General features: G+C 60.7%; 15 protein-coding genes. 1 reads left to right on the forward strand and 14 read right to left on the reverse strand.

Annotation, left to right across the window (positions count from 1 at the left end; all coding sequences use genetic code 11):
• Positions 1–10 precede the first annotated feature (10 nt).
• Together DW029_RS03505 and rpsP are read right to left on the reverse strand one after the other, a co-directional pair.
• Complete coding sequence (locus DW029_RS03505; protein WP_229042092.1) at positions 11–256, reverse strand: KH domain-containing protein; 246 nt, start codon at positions 254–256, stop codon at positions 11–13.
• Between the two features lie 42 nt (positions 257–298).
• Positions 299–640, reverse strand: coding sequence for a 30S ribosomal protein S16 (gene rpsP / locus DW029_RS03510; RefSeq protein ID WP_117735148.1), 342 nt, complete (start codon positions 638–640; stop codon positions 299–301).
• Between the two features lie 201 nt (positions 641–841).
• On the opposite strand from rpsP, the gene dinB reads away from it, so the two are divergent.
• Positions 842–2,095: a DNA polymerase IV gene (gene dinB / locus DW029_RS03515; protein ID WP_117794422.1), complete on the forward strand. Its 1,254-nt coding sequence runs from the start codon at positions 842–844 to the stop codon at positions 2,093–2,095.
• A gap of 96 nt (positions 2,096–2,191) precedes the next feature.
• Here the strand turns inward: dinB and rsfS are convergent, their stop codons facing one another.
• The 12 genes from rsfS to DW029_RS03575 form a co-directional block, all read right to left on the reverse strand.
• Positions 2,192–2,647, reverse strand: coding sequence for a ribosome silencing factor (gene rsfS, locus DW029_RS03520; RefSeq protein ID WP_022094751.1), 456 nt, complete (start codon positions 2,645–2,647; stop codon positions 2,192–2,194).
• A gap of 28 nt (positions 2,648–2,675) precedes the next feature.
• Positions 2,676–3,209, reverse strand: coding sequence for a bis(5'-nucleosyl)-tetraphosphatase (symmetrical) YqeK (gene yqeK / locus DW029_RS03525; protein WP_199582505.1), 534 nt, complete (start codon positions 3,207–3,209; stop codon positions 2,676–2,678).
• 87 nt (positions 3,210–3,296) lie between these two features.
• On the reverse strand, positions 3,297–3,974 hold the full coding sequence (gene nadD / locus DW029_RS03530; protein WP_118345290.1) for a nicotinate-nucleotide adenylyltransferase: 678 nt from the start codon (positions 3,972–3,974) through the stop codon (positions 3,297–3,299).
• Positions 3,975–3,977: 3 nt separating this feature from the next.
• Positions 3,978–5,444, reverse strand: coding sequence for a GTPase ObgE (obgE, locus tag DW029_RS03535; RefSeq protein WP_199582499.1), 1,467 nt, complete (start codon positions 5,442–5,444; stop codon positions 3,978–3,980).
• Between the two features lie 85 nt (positions 5,445–5,529).
• Entirely contained in the window at positions 5,530–5,787 is a 258-nt protein-coding gene (gene rpmA / locus DW029_RS03540; protein WP_089573443.1) for a 50S ribosomal protein L27, read from the reverse strand.
• A 33-nt stretch (positions 5,788–5,820) separates the two neighbouring features.
• Entirely contained in the window at positions 5,821–6,195 is a 375-nt protein-coding gene (gene rplU, locus DW029_RS03545; protein ID WP_035138585.1) for a 50S ribosomal protein L21, read from the reverse strand.
• A gap of 67 nt (positions 6,196–6,262) precedes the next feature.
• Entirely contained in the window at positions 6,263–7,075 is an 813-nt protein-coding gene (locus DW029_RS03550) for a TIGR03936 family radical SAM-associated protein (RefSeq protein WP_118345292.1), read from the reverse strand.
• Positions 7,072–8,949 carry a TIGR03960 family B12-binding radical SAM protein gene (locus DW029_RS03555; protein ID WP_118345293.1) on the reverse strand — a complete coding sequence of 626 codons (1,878 nt, stop codon included), beginning with the start codon at positions 8,947–8,949 and terminating at the stop codon, positions 7,072–7,074. The genes DW029_RS03550 and DW029_RS03555 overlap by 4 nt, the downstream gene beginning before the upstream one ends.
• Positions 8,950–8,959: 10 nt before the next feature.
• Positions 8,960–9,889 (reverse strand): YcjF family protein, encoded by a 930-nt coding sequence (locus DW029_RS03560; RefSeq protein WP_118345294.1) that lies wholly within the window; start codon positions 9,887–9,889, stop codon positions 8,960–8,962.
• Between the two features lie 18 nt (positions 9,890–9,907).
• Entirely contained in the window at positions 9,908–11,134 is a 1,227-nt protein-coding gene (locus tag DW029_RS03565) for an FtsW/RodA/SpoVE family cell cycle protein (RefSeq protein ID WP_117742709.1), read from the reverse strand.
• A gap of 9 nt (positions 11,135–11,143) precedes the next feature.
• A complete protein-coding gene (gene mrdA, locus DW029_RS03570) occupies positions 11,144–13,213 on the reverse strand; it encodes a penicillin-binding protein 2 (RefSeq protein WP_118345295.1) in 2,070 nt (689 codons plus the stop codon).
• A 13-nt stretch (positions 13,214–13,226) separates the two neighbouring features.
• Positions 13,227–13,793 carry a hypothetical protein gene (locus DW029_RS03575; RefSeq protein WP_117735138.1) on the reverse strand — a complete coding sequence of 189 codons (567 nt, stop codon included), beginning with the start codon at positions 13,791–13,793 and terminating at the stop codon, positions 13,227–13,229.

The raw sequence follows: 13,793 nt of genomic DNA on the forward strand, positions 1-13,793 counted from the left end.
CCTCAAGGTCCTAGCCCAGAACCTCTACCTCGACTGCAGTGTCGAGGCGAGCGGCCAGTGCACGGGCGAGCGTGCGAATGGCCTTGATGGTACGGCCACGACGGCCGATGACCTTAGCGACGTCATCCTCGGCAACCGAAACCTCAATAGTAGAGGCGTCTTCGCCATCGATGACCTCAAGGCTCACGGAATCCGGGTCGTCGACGATCTGAACAACGAGATATTCGACGAGATCGGCGATGCGATCTGAGAGCATTGCCTCACCCTCGAGCTGTGCAGCGTCAACCTCAGGCACGATTTACTCCTCGGCGCCCTCAGCGGCCTCAGCGGCAGCCTTAGCGGCCTCGGCCTCTTTGGCGAGCTGCTTCTTGGACTTCTTGACGACGGTCTCGGTCTTCTCGCCCTCGTTGGCGGCCTTGACCAGAGCGACGACAGCGTCGGTGAGCTGAGCACCCTTTGCCTGCCAGTCGGCGATCTTCTCGAGATCGAGGTTGATGGTCTTGGGGGCGGTCATCGGGTTGTAGCGGCCAACCTCCTCGATGATACGACCGTCACGCGGGGCGCGGGAATCGGCGACGACGACACGGTAGTACGGACGCTTCTTAGCGCCGTGACGAGCAAGGCGAATCTTGACTGCCAAAGGAAACTCCTCCAACCAAGCAGCTTTAGGCTGCAACTACAAACAAACATTTGAATATAATACGCCATCGACGCGGGCAGGTGAAGTCCGTGAGACCAACTTCTTCGGTGTAGTCGAAGGCAAATCCATATCTTAGACAAGAATTCGCGATTTGCAAGCACATCCACGCACCCCACATGAGCTGCGCGGTATACTCATGCCATGAAAAGACGCGAACATACATACGGTTATGAGGATGCTGCGGGCGTCACGCCGCCGCCCTGGACGGGACCGGCGGTGGGCCTCATGGACCTCGACGCGTTTTTTGCGAGCGTGGAGATGCTCGACCACCCCGAGTGGCGCGGCAAGCCGCTCATCGTGGGCGGTGACGCCGATTCTCGCGGTGTTGTATCGACCTGCTCCTACGAGGCGCGTCGCTTTGGCGTGCATTCCGCCATGCCCTCGGCCGAGGCACGGCGCCTGTGTCCGCAGGCCATTTGGACGCATGGGCATTTTGATCGCTACCGCGAGGTCAGCGCGCAGGTCATGGCGATTCTCGCCGACGAGACCCCGCGCGTTGAGCGCGTATCCATCGACGAGGCTTTTATCGATATCACACCGGGTCGCTTTGCGCCCGAAGACCCGTTGCAGGTTGCACGACGCATAAGCGACCGCGTGGCAGCGCTCGGCGTGACCTGCTCCATCGGTGTCGGCTGCAACAAAACGGTCGCAAAGATCGCAAGTGAGCGGGACAAGCCGTTTGGATTGACCATCGTGCGTCCCGGAACCGAACAGCGCTTTTTGGCCGCGCTGCCGGTATCTGCCATGAGCGGCATCGGGCGCTCGGCCGAAGAGCGACTGCGCCGCATGCGCATCTACACGCTCGGCGAGCTGTCACGTGCACCGGAATCCACCTTGGCCTCTATTTTTGGTGTCAACGGCGTACGCATGCGCCAGCGTGCTCTGGGACTCGAGGTTTCCGAAGTCACGAGTCTTGATGAGGAACGCGAGGTTAAATCGGTGAGCAATGAGCGCACCTTTGCGAAAGATTTGACTGAGCGTGGGGACATCGAAGCGGCGATTGCACTGTTGGGAGAGTCAGTGGGACGCCGTCTGCGCCGTCAGGGACTAACGGGCGCCACGGTGACGCTCAAGCTCAAGTATTCGTATGGAAGCGGGCGAACGGCGCAGCGGCGGCTGCCTCATCCGACCGACGATGAGAACATCTTCGTGGCGGTTGCACTCGAACTGCTCGACAACATCTGGCAGGAAGGCATGCATGTTCGCTTAGCTGGCATCGGCATGAGCGATTTCGATCACCAAGGCGGGATCCAAACCGACCTGTTCTGCGAGATCGATGACCGCGGAGCCCAATCCAGCGACCGCCGCGACCTCTCCGTCGCCATCGACGCCGTCCGAGACAAATTCGGCGACACCGCCCTATCCTTCGGCCGCCAATCCCGCTTCAACGATTAACCACCTTTGGGTAAAAAGAAAGCCGGGTAGCTGCGGAAAACCGCAACTGCCCGGCGATATGCGTGAGGTTAGCTAAACCCCGTCTCAAATGAGCTACTAGAGGAGGTTGAGGGGGAGCTGGGGGGCGTCGCCCCAGAGCTTTTCTAGGCGGTAGAAGTCGCGGGCTTCGGGAGTGAAGACGTGGACGACAACAGAACCGTAGTCCATGAGCATCCAGGTCTTCTGCTCACGGCCCTCGATGGAGAACGGATGCTCGCCGCAAGCCTCGGCGACCTTCTCCTCGATCTCGTCGACGATCGAATCGACTTGGCGGTTGTTGGTACCGGTGGCGAGCACAAAGTAGTCGCACACATCGGAAAGCTCGGTCAGGTCGAGCACCTGCACGTCCTCGCCCTTCTTGTCGTAGGCGGCCTGCGCGGCGGCGCGGGCGACATCCTCGGCGGCGACACCGCTCGCGGACAGCGAGGCGGCGGTGCGGTCGGACGTGGCGGCGAAGCTCTTGTGCTCCACACCCTCAAGAATCTGCTCGTCGGTCATGGTCTCGTCGGCCATGGAATACCTCTTTCTAGACGCACCCGAGCTAGCGCAGCTGGGCGTAATGGTTGTAAATCGTAATAGCCGTGGGATAAAGATAACGCCCGGTCTGAATCACATAGACCAGACCCTGCGCAAAACAGGAGAAGAACAACTCGTCGAGCGAGGACTTCCCCACCATCTTGCGCAGCGCATGGGCATAATCGCCGTGGCGGTTGGGTTCGATGGCATCGGCAACAAAGACCACCATATCGAGCGGCGTCATGTCGCAAGCGCCCACGGTGTGACGGTCGACAGCCTGAAAGACCGCTGGCGACAGCTCGGGAAAAAGCTGCGGAAGCTCACAGGCGGCAACCAGGCCATGCAAAAGCGGCGTCGCGGCAGACGGAGAGCCGGCAATCTTAATGCCATAATGCAAAGCGCGCGTGACCAGCTCGTCGTCGGAGAGCACCTTGTCCCAGTCATGGATCAGGCCGGCGGCGGCGGCATCAAAGCGGTCGACACCGTACACCTCGGCTAGGTGCAACGCAGTCTCGGCAACACCAAGCGAATGGACATAGCGCTTGCGCTTATCCTTCATGCGAACATCGAGCAGCCCATGAATACGCGCCAGCAGCGCGCGCTCATCGCCCTCAAACTGATCCTCTACCGGCAACGTAGACCCCCATCACTCAAAATCTTTTTGACCCAGATCGGCATACAGCCCGCGTTTACGAATATAGCCGAGCACGGACTCGCTCGTAAGATAGCGCACACTCATACCGCGGGCAACTCGCTTACGAATGTTGGTCGAGCTGATCGCCAGCGCCGGAATCTGGATATAGCGCACGTCGAACGGCAGACCCGACTCTTTGATTCGGGCACGCGCCGTATCGATATCAAAGCCCGGTCGCGTCGCCGCAATAAAGGTAGCAAGCTCAGCGATTCGTTCGGCATCATGCCAGGTCACAATATCGATAATTGCGTCGGCGCCCGTAATAAAGTAGAGCTTTACCTGCGGCGGGTAAAAGTCGCGAAGGGCATGAAGCGTATCGGCCGTATAGGTTACGCCCGGACGGTCGATCTCGAACCGGCTCGCCAAAAAGGCCGGGTTCGCGGCGGTGGCGAGAACCGTCATGGCATAACGGTCCTCGGCAGGCGTCACCGGCTTGTCAAGCTTAAAGGCAGGCGTGCCCGCCGGCATAAAGAGCACGGCGTCCAAGTCGAGGGACTCGCGCGCCTGCTCAGCGGTCACCAGGTGTCCGTAATGGATGGGATCAAAGGTGCCACCCATAATGCCAAGCTTAAACTCCTGCCCGTCCTCTAGAGGAAGCTCGGGCAGACCGATTCCACCGCGCAGCGACATGGCTTACTCGCCTTCCGGGGTCTCGACATCGTCCGCGGCATCCGCCACATCGACAACCTCGACGCCCTCATCCGCAGCATCGGCCACGTCAATGGCCTCAACGGCAACGTCCTCGCCGGCATCATCGAGCTCCTCGTACTCCGAGAAGTCCTCGGCGCCCTCAAAGTCAAAGGCGCGCTGGCAAATGCGGACCTCATCGCCCGCGCGGCAACCGGCCTTCTCGAGCGCGTCGTCGACACCCATGCGCGCAAACTTATGCTGCAGGTAGATGACGGCTTCCTCGTTTTCCCAGTCGGTCTGGATGACCATGCGCTCAATCGCGCGACCAACCACACGGAAGGCACCGGGCTCTTCCTGGACAATGCGGAACCGCTTCTCACGCTGCAGGCGGCGACGCTCCCACTCATCGTCGCGCAGAACGACCGGCTCATCGGAGACCGCCAGCTCGGCGCGCAGCTTAGCCACCTGCTCGCCCACGGCAAGCATCAGCGTGTTGAGGCCGGCGCCAGTCACGGCGGACACGGCAAAGAACATATGGCCATCGTCGAGCGCCGCACGCTTAAGGTCGGCAATCTTGTCGGCCGTGCCCGGCGCATCGCACTTGTTGGCAACGACGATCTGCGGACGCTCCGAAAGCTCGGCGCCATACTGCTCGAGCTCGCGGTTAATAATGCGATAATCCTCAATCGGATCGCGATCCTCAAAACCGCCCGTCATGTCGACGACGTGCATGATCAGGGCCGTACGCTCAATGTGGCGCAAGAACTGGTGACCCAGGCCCTTGCCCTCGCTCGCGCCTTCGATAAGACCGGGGACGTCGGCAACGACGTAAGAATATTCGCCGGCACGCACCATGCCCAGATTGGGCACGAGCGTGGTAAACGGGTAGTCAGCAATCTTGGGGCGGGCGGCACTCATGCGCGCAATGAGCGATGACTTACCCACCGAGGGAAAGCCCACGAGTGCGGCATCGGCCATAAGCTTCATCTCGAGCTCAATCCAGTGCTCCTCGGCCGGCTCGCCTAGCTGGGCAAAGGCCGGAGCGCGGCGCACCGACGTCACAAAGTGGGTATTGCCCAGACCGCCGGCACCACCGGGCGCCACGACGACGCGCTCGCCGTCGTGCACCAGGTCGGCAATCTCGAACATCGGTGTCTGCGTCTCGGGGTCGAGCTCGCGCACCACGGTGCCCATAGGGACCTTGAGAATCAGGTCCTCGCCGCTCTTACCGTTACGACGGGCACCCTGCCCGTGCGTGCCGCGCTCGGCGCGGAAGTGATGCTTAAAGCGGTAATCGATCAGCGAAGACAGCTGAGCATCGGCTTGGATGACAACATTGCCGCCACGACCGCCGTCGCCGCCATCGGGGCCGCCCTTGGGGACAAATGCCTCGCGCCTAAACGACATGCATCCGGCTCCGCCGTCGCCGCCGCAAACGTTAATGCGGCTGATATCGGTGAACTGTGACAACAGAATCGCCTCCTACAAAAAAGAGGGAGACCCTTGAATCCTAAAACTCAAGTGCCTCCCACATATGTGCTCTATGAAGGGTGAATTACGCGTTCGCGAGCGGGCGTACGCTGACCCTGTGCTTGATACCCTTGTGGAACTCAACGGTACCGTCGACCAGCGCGAACAGCGTGTCGTCCTTGCCACGGCCAACGTTCTCACCCGGGTGGATGTGCGTGCCGTGCTGACGGACGAGAATCGTGCCCGTGGTTACCGTCTGGCCGGCGAAGCGCTTCGTGCCAAGGCGCTGACCGCGGGAGTCACGGCCATTACGGGAGGAACCGAGTCCTTTTTTGTGTGCCATTGTGTATACCTACTCTTTCGTTACGAGTGTAATCTACTCGGCGACGGGAGCCTCGGCAACAGCCTCGGCCTCTGCCTTGACAGCCTTCTTGGCGCGGGACGTAGCCTGGACCTTCACGATCTTCAGCTTGGTGAGCTGCTGACGATGACCCTTCAGACGACGATAGCGCTTACGCTTGTGGAACTTGAAGACCAGCTGCTTCTCGCCCTTGAACTGCTCAACGATCTGAGCGGTAACCTTGGCCTTGGCCAGCTTGTCGGGATCGGTGACGATCTTCTTACCATCGTTGAGGAAGATGACCGGCAGGGTGACCTTGTCGCCCTCATTGCCCTCGATCTTCTCGACGGTGATGACATCGTCGGTGGCGACCTTGTACTGCTTGCCGCCCGTGTTAACGATTGCGTACATGTTTACTTGCCCTTCATGCATCAGTTAGTGCAACAGCCGAATATAGTAGCAGGCGATAATACCCCCGTCAACGAGTATGTGGAGCAAATCCACAAGTTCGCACAGGTATGGGGCTGACGAGTCGGCCCTCGTCGTCCTCGCATGCTTGATTCTGACGCTCGACATCGTAGGAGCAGATGGTCACGAGGTCTTGCATACCGGTGGAAACAATAGGTGCATCCACGCCCGGGGTCAAGCCCTGCAACAAAACATCAGCAGCGGAAAGCAAAATTTCCGGACGCATGGAACCCTCGTTGTCGGCATGGGTGTCGAGCATGAGCACCAAATGGTCCGGGCGATCCCCCGCCGTGAGCTCATAGCCCACGAGCGTGTGATCCAAATCCAAGCGCTTGCTTTTTTTGCCGCGCGCGTAGTCGATGCCATGGTCCGCGCGCAGTGCGTCGATCGCGCGACGCACCTCGTCGGCGCTTACGGGCGCCTCGGGATCCAAGTGCAGGTCAATGCGATACGACAGGCGCGTGAGCTGCGCCGTCAACGCCGGCGTGCGCACGTCGATGTACGCCGCCTCAATGGGCGCCAGATCGGCCGGAGACGCCGCAGCCAGGCGCCCAAACGCCTCGTCGAGCGCCACGAACTCGGTCATAAACAGGTCATACCACTCGCAGGTCGACGACGTACCCACCGGTAGCGCCGAAGAGAAGCCCGCGCGCATGTGCGGAGAGAAGCCCTGCGTGACGGCATAGGGAAGTCCCGCACGGCGCACGATGCGCTCAATGGTATGGATTACTTCGAGATGGCCCAGGTACTTAAGGCGATCGCGCTTGCCATAGCGAACACGAAGCCTAAAGAGCGTGGAGTTGTCGGTCAGGCGCTCACTCATGCGCGATCACCCATCAATACATTCTTGGCGTGGAGCGTGGGGCAGATTCCGCAGCCGGTGCACGACGTGCGGGTGCAGTCGGGAGTCGTGACACCCTCGAGCGAGCGACGGTACTCGCGCTCGAGGAAGCCGCGCGTGCAACCGGGGTTCACATGCTCCCACGGCAGGCGCCAGTCCAACTCGTAGGGCAGGTGCACGAGCTCATTGAGGTCGATGCCGTTTTTGGCAGCAGCCCCCTTCCAGTTATCGAGCGAGAAATGCTCCACCCAGGCGTCAAAGCGAGAGCCCGCACGCCAAGCATCGATGATGACGGGCGTCATGTCACGACCGGCGCGGGACAGCGCGGCCTCGATGAGCGAGGTCTCGGCATCGTGGTAATGCACGCGGACGGCACGGTTACGAACGCTCGTGATAAGCAGCTTTTGGCGACGCTTGACGTCGTCGTAATCGAGCTGCGGGCACCACTGGAACGGCGTGGCAGCCTTGGGGATAAAGACCGAAACCGAGATGGACACCGAAATCGAGCCGCGACGAGCCTTGGACACCACGGAACGACCGAGTTCCAGCACGTGATCGGCCAGATTGGCGATGGCCACGATGTCCTCGTCGTGCTCGCCGGGAAGGCCCATCATAAAGTAGAGCTTCATGCGGTTCCAGCCGGCCTCGAAGGCCGCCTTGGCCGCACGGTCCAGGTCCTCCTCGGTCACGTTCTTGTTAATGATGTCGCGCATGCGCTGACTGCCGGCCTCGGGCGCGAACGTCAGGCCGCCCTTCTTTTCGCCGGCGACCGACTCGGCCATATCCACGCCAAACGAATCCAGGCGCTGCGACGGAATGGACACGCGAATACCCGTATCCTCCAGGCGACGGTTGAGCCTGCCGAGCACGTCGCGAATGCAGGAGTGGTCAGTCGTGGAGAGCGAGGTCAGCGACACCTCGTCATAGCCGGTCTTTTCCAGACCCTGAATCACCGACGAGACGATCTGGTCGGCCGAGCGCTCGCGCACCGGGCGATACGTCATGCCTGCCTGGCAAAAACGACACCCGCGGGCGCAGCCGCGCAGGATCTCGATAGACAGGCGGTCGTGGACCAGCTGCGCATAGGGTACGCACGACTGCGACAGCGGATTGGTGGCACCAAAGTCCTCGACGACGCGCTTGTAGACCACAGTCGGCGCATCCTTTCCCTCACGCGGCACGGTGTAGCCATGCGGCGAGCAGGGCTCGTCGTGACGAACCTCATAGAGCGACGGCACGTAGTTGCCGGCAATGGATGCAAGCTGCTCAACAATCTGCGCGCGCGGGACCCCTTCGTCACGCAGGCGTCGATGCAGCTGGCAGGTCTCGAGCAGCGATTCCTCGCCCTCGCCAATGAGGATAGCATCGAAGAAGGCCGCGTACGGCTCGGGGTTGTACACCGAAGGACCACCGGCGATGACAATGGGGTCGTCCTCGGTGCGGTCGGCCGCCAACAGCGGAATGCCAGCGAGGTCGAGAGCCTCGAGGAAGTTCGTCACCGCCATCTCATGCGGCACATGCAGGCCGACGATATCAAACGAAGCGACCGGCGCTGCGCCCTCGAGCGACAGCAGCGGAATGCCCGCCTCGCGCATGGCGTCACCCATATCGGGCCACGGCACATAGCCGCGCTCGCAGGAGATGCCCTCGGCCTGGTTAAGGATGTTGTAGAGGATGGCGATGCCCTGGTTGGGCAAACCGACCTCGTATACGTCCGGATAGATCAGGCAACAACGGTAATCGGCATCGGCCTTGGAAAGCGTGCCCCACTCGTGATCGATATAGCGGCTCGGTTTCTCGACCTTGGCGAGCAGCGGCTCAATTAAATGAAAACAATCTTGGTATGCAACGCGCAACGGAAAACCCCTAAGCAGCGAGATCGGATGCGTCCTGGTAGGACGCCATAGGACGGGTAGCGCCCGCGACCCTGGTCACCAGATCGCGAACGCGGGAGAACGTGGCAGTGACCACCTCGTTGGCACGGCTGTAGTCGACATCGCGCTCATAAAGCGAAACGAGCGCACGGCCCATGCCATAGGTGCCCGCGGCGGCAGTGAGCGCCTTGACGGCAAACCCAATATGCGGCGTCTGCTTGACGAGCACGCGGGTGACCGCGCGGATCACAAGACCGCCGGCAAGCACGCCCGCGACCTCGTAGCCGCGCTCAGGCTTAATGCCGCGTCCAAAGACGGCAGCGAGCTCAAAGAGCATACCCACCTGCGCCAGCGCCATAACGGGATAATCGGCGCCCGGCAAAAACACCAACGCACCGGTCGCCATATTGGCGAGCGCGCACGAGGTGATAATACGATTGGCCGCCGCGATGCGCATGAAGGCAAAATTCGCCGCAAAAGCCGTTTCCTTGTCGGTGCGATCGAGAATCCAGCGGGCAAGCGTCTCGAGCAGATACGTCTTATCGGTTGCCGCTACCACGCCGAGCATGGGCGTGGACTCCTCGATAAACGGCACCTCCACAGCAGACTCGGCAAGCACGCATACGGGCGCGCCGGCGATCACGAGCTCCTGCACGGCACTCTCCAAGCGGTCGGAACCACACGAGAGCACCAGCACCACATCGGTATCGGTCTTTGGAGCAATTCGCTCCTCCCCCAGACGTTCGACGCGCACAATGCCCGAGGTCGTCTGCGGAACAAAGGCGTCACGCACCGTCTCGGCCAGAAAGCGCGAGGCAGACGAATCCAGATAGACCGAGACGCGAACCGGCGTATCGGAATCCTTCTTAACGGACGCGCCCATCTTAAAAGCGCGGGTCAGCTTATCTACGGGAATTTTCATAGCAAACCCCTCCAGCGGTTACGCGGCGCCCGAACGATGCCGCCATATGGATTGTACGATACCCACCGTCAGCAGCTGAATCATCATCGAAGACGAACCAAAGCTAATAAACGGTAGCGGAATACCAGTAATCGGCATCATGCCGATGCACATGCCGATGTTTTCGAAGGTCTGGAACGCCCACATGCCAACGATGCCCACGCACGAAAGACGCAAAAACAGCGACTCACACTTAAAGGCGACGCGAATCGTCGAAAAGATCAACAGCACGTAGAGGCACAGGAGCAAAAAGGAACCGCAAAAGCCAAAGGTCTCAGACAGGAAGGCGAAGACGAAGTCGGTGTGGAACTCAGGCAGAAAGCCGCCGGCCGACTGCGTCGCATGGCCCAAACCCTTACCAAAGAAGCCGCCCGAGCCAACGGCGATCAACGACTGCTGCAGGTTGTAGGCATCGTCCGAATCGGCATTATCGGGGTCGATAAAGACCGTCAGACGGTTCATCTGATACTGCTTGATGAGCACATCGTGGCCGAGCAGCGAATCAAAGACCGAATCGAGCGCCAGGACGAGGGCCACCAGGCCCACGAGCAGGGCCAGGGTCGACAGCACCCATTCGCGGCGCGCACCGCTCATACAGATGACGATGGCGCCAGAAACCAGCACGACCAGGCCCGAGCCCAGGTCGCCCATGGCAACGACGGCCAAAAACGGAATGGACAGCATGCCGCAGAGCTTGACGTAGTCGCGAGCGGTATCGATGCGACCATTATACTGCGAGCCAAGCGTAGCAATAAAGAAGATGGTGATGAGCTTGGCAAGCTCAACCGGCTGGAATGTCAAGCCGATACCGGGAATCTTGATCCAGCCCGTCATGCCCAGACCGCCCGTATAGGACAGACCCGGAATCTTGGGCGAGAAGATCACGATCAGGTCGATGACGAGCAACGCCGTCGAGAAATTGGATATACCGCGCAGGTCGGTACGCCAGACCAGCACCGCCAGCACCGCACCGATGCCAATTCCCAGCAGATGGCGTGAGAACGAGGCATCGGCCTTAAACTGCGAAGCCGACCAGATAATGATGGCACCGTAGGCGACGAGCGCCACTGTAGCCACGAGAACACCGATATGCACCTTTTGGCGAAACGTGCCGCGCGAGGCCGAAAGTTGCTTGTTGACGCGGTCCAGGCTGCTGCGAGAGCCGGTCTTGGTTGAACGGAACAGATCCGCCGGAGAAAAATCCATCGCAACCTCCTATCGAACCGAAGAATCGCCCGAGGCCGAAGAGGTATCGGGCTCGTCATAAATCACGCCGAGCACGTCGCGCACGACATGCATCGCGGTATCTGAGCCACCGCCGCCCTGCTCCAGGATAGTAGCGATGACATACTTGGGGTCATCGGCCGGTGCATAGGCGCAGAACCACGCGTATTCGTCCTCGCCGCTTTTCTCGCCCGTGCCCGACTTGCCGTATACCTGCGGCGTCAGGGTGCCAAAGTGAGCCGCCAGGGACGTCGATGCCGTATAAATCACGTCGTGCATGCCGTTGCGAACAAGAGCCAAATCCGAATCGCTGTTGATCTTGGCCTCTAGGCGCTTCTTCTTGCCCTTTCCGTTGTACTTATAGGCATCGCCGTCGCCATCGCGCGACACGGCAGACAAAAACACGTGAGGCACGTACTGTTTGCCGCCGTTGGCAAGACCCATATAGGCGCACGCCATCTGCAGGGGCGTCACCAGGATGTCGCCCTGGCCGATGGCAATGTTGGTCATATCGCCGGCATTCCACTTACGATCCTCGGCAGAGGCATCGGTGAAGTACGACTCTTTCCACTCGGCATCGGGAATACGGCCCGCGCCCTCACTCGGCAGATCGATACCGCAGGTCTTGCCTAGGCCCCAGCGACGAAAGACCTCCTGCAGGCCCTCGGGATGTTGCTCGTCATAGAAGAACGCCTTGCCCATGTCGTAGAAGACGGGGTCGCACGAGTTGGCGATACCCGACTGCAGCGTCATGGTGCCGTGGCCGGAATGCAGCCAGCAGCGCTTGCCCCAAGCCTTGCCCAGGCCCGTCCAATAGCCCGTGCAGTTGGTTGTCTGCGTTGAGGTGTAGGTTCCAAACTCAAGACCGGCCAGTGCCGAGAGTGGCTTGATGGTCGAGGCCGACATGTACTGTCCGCTAATGGCGCGGTTGAGCAGCGGGTGTGAACCCTCGTCATCATTGAGCTCGGTCCACACGTCATTTGAGACGCCGCCGATAAAGACGGAGGGATCGAACTTGGGCTCGCTGGCCATGCCCAGGATCTCGCCATTGTTGGGATCGAGACACACCACGGCGCCGTTGCCGGCATTGCTGTAGCCAGTGGTCTTGGCAAGCTCGATAGCGCTCGCCAGCGCCGTCTCACAGGCCTGTTGGATCTTAAGGTCGAGCGTGAGCTTGATGTCGGAGCCGGCCTTCGCGGGCACGGCGCCGGCCTGACCGGTCACATTGCCCGAGGCATCGACCTTGACGGTCTGCTCGCCACGAATACCCTGCAGCAGGTTTTCGTAGTAGCTCTCAACGCCCGCTTGGCCCACGATATCGCCCGACTGGTACGTAATCCGGCCAGCAGAAGCATCATCAACGCCAGAGGTTTTCTTATTCTGGGCCTCGAGCTGCTCTGAGGTAATGGTGCCGGTATAGCCCAAAATGTGACAGGCCGTCTCGCCGTACGGGTACTGGCGCTCGGTACGCTCGGCAATCTTGACGCCCGGGAACTCGCCGGCATGCTCCTGAATATAGGCAACCGTGGAGCGACGGACATCCGTCGCGATGGTATGCAGGCTCTGGGCGCCCTCGGAATTGTCCTGGATATTGCGCAGAACCGCCACGTAGGGCATACCGAGCACGTTGGCAAGATGGCGAACCAGAACCTCATCCTCGGCAAGATCGCGGTAGGCCACGACGGCAAGTGAGGGACGGTTCTGGACAAGCGCCACGCCATTGCGGTCGAGGATGCGGCCGCGCACAGCGGGTGTGGTAACGGTGCGGGTCTGATTGCTGTTAGCCTGTTTCTCGTAATAGTCCGACGAGACCATCTGCATGCCCCACAGCTTGACGGCAAGCGCCGCAAACATCGCGCCCACACCCGCGGTGAGGATGGAAAAGCGGCCCTTAAAGGCGGTCGCCGCGGTATTGCCCTCGCCCTCGGTGGCGCGCGGGGCCGTTCCATGCTGCGTATCGTAGGTAAAACGGGAATCGCCCCGACGCATGATGACCAGCGCGACCACGATGGCAACGACCAGCGCGATACCGGCGATAATAACCGTCATCTGGGAAGACATCTACGGGCCTCCCCTATTTGAGCTTGCGGGTCTTGGGCTTAAAGCGCATACCCGTCTGGCGTCCGCCACGTGCGGAGAATCCATAGCCGGACTGCGGCACGACGCCGGACATCAAAAATGGAATGGCAACCAGACCCGTCAGGATCGAAGACGGCAGCGCATGGCCGAAGATCGCCACGACAAAGCTCGTCTCCAAACCCATAAACAGCAAGATGATGCTGTAAATCACATTAATGACGAGCGCGAAGGTGCCCACCGTGATGCCGCGCGCACTCGGGGTACCGCCCGTCTGACCGGCGGCGCTGTGCACCAGGGCAAAAGAACCCACGGTCAGCAGGAGCGACATAACGCCCACCGGCACGGCAGCGGACAGGTCATAGAACAATCCGCTGCAAAAACCGCACGCGACGGCACGGGTCGGGTCGCCCGAGAACACACTCAGGCACACAAGAATAATCATAAAGTTGACGCGACCGCCCGCAATGGAGATCTGCGGTGCGAGGCCTGCCTGCAGCAGCACGCACACGATGGCGGCGATTACAAACGTGCGGGAGCTCATCCCCTGCTCGTGTAGATCCAT

This window comes from Collinsella sp. AF38-3AC, assembly GCF_003474365.1.
Lineage (GTDB): Bacteria > Actinomycetota > Coriobacteriia > Coriobacteriales > Coriobacteriaceae > Collinsella.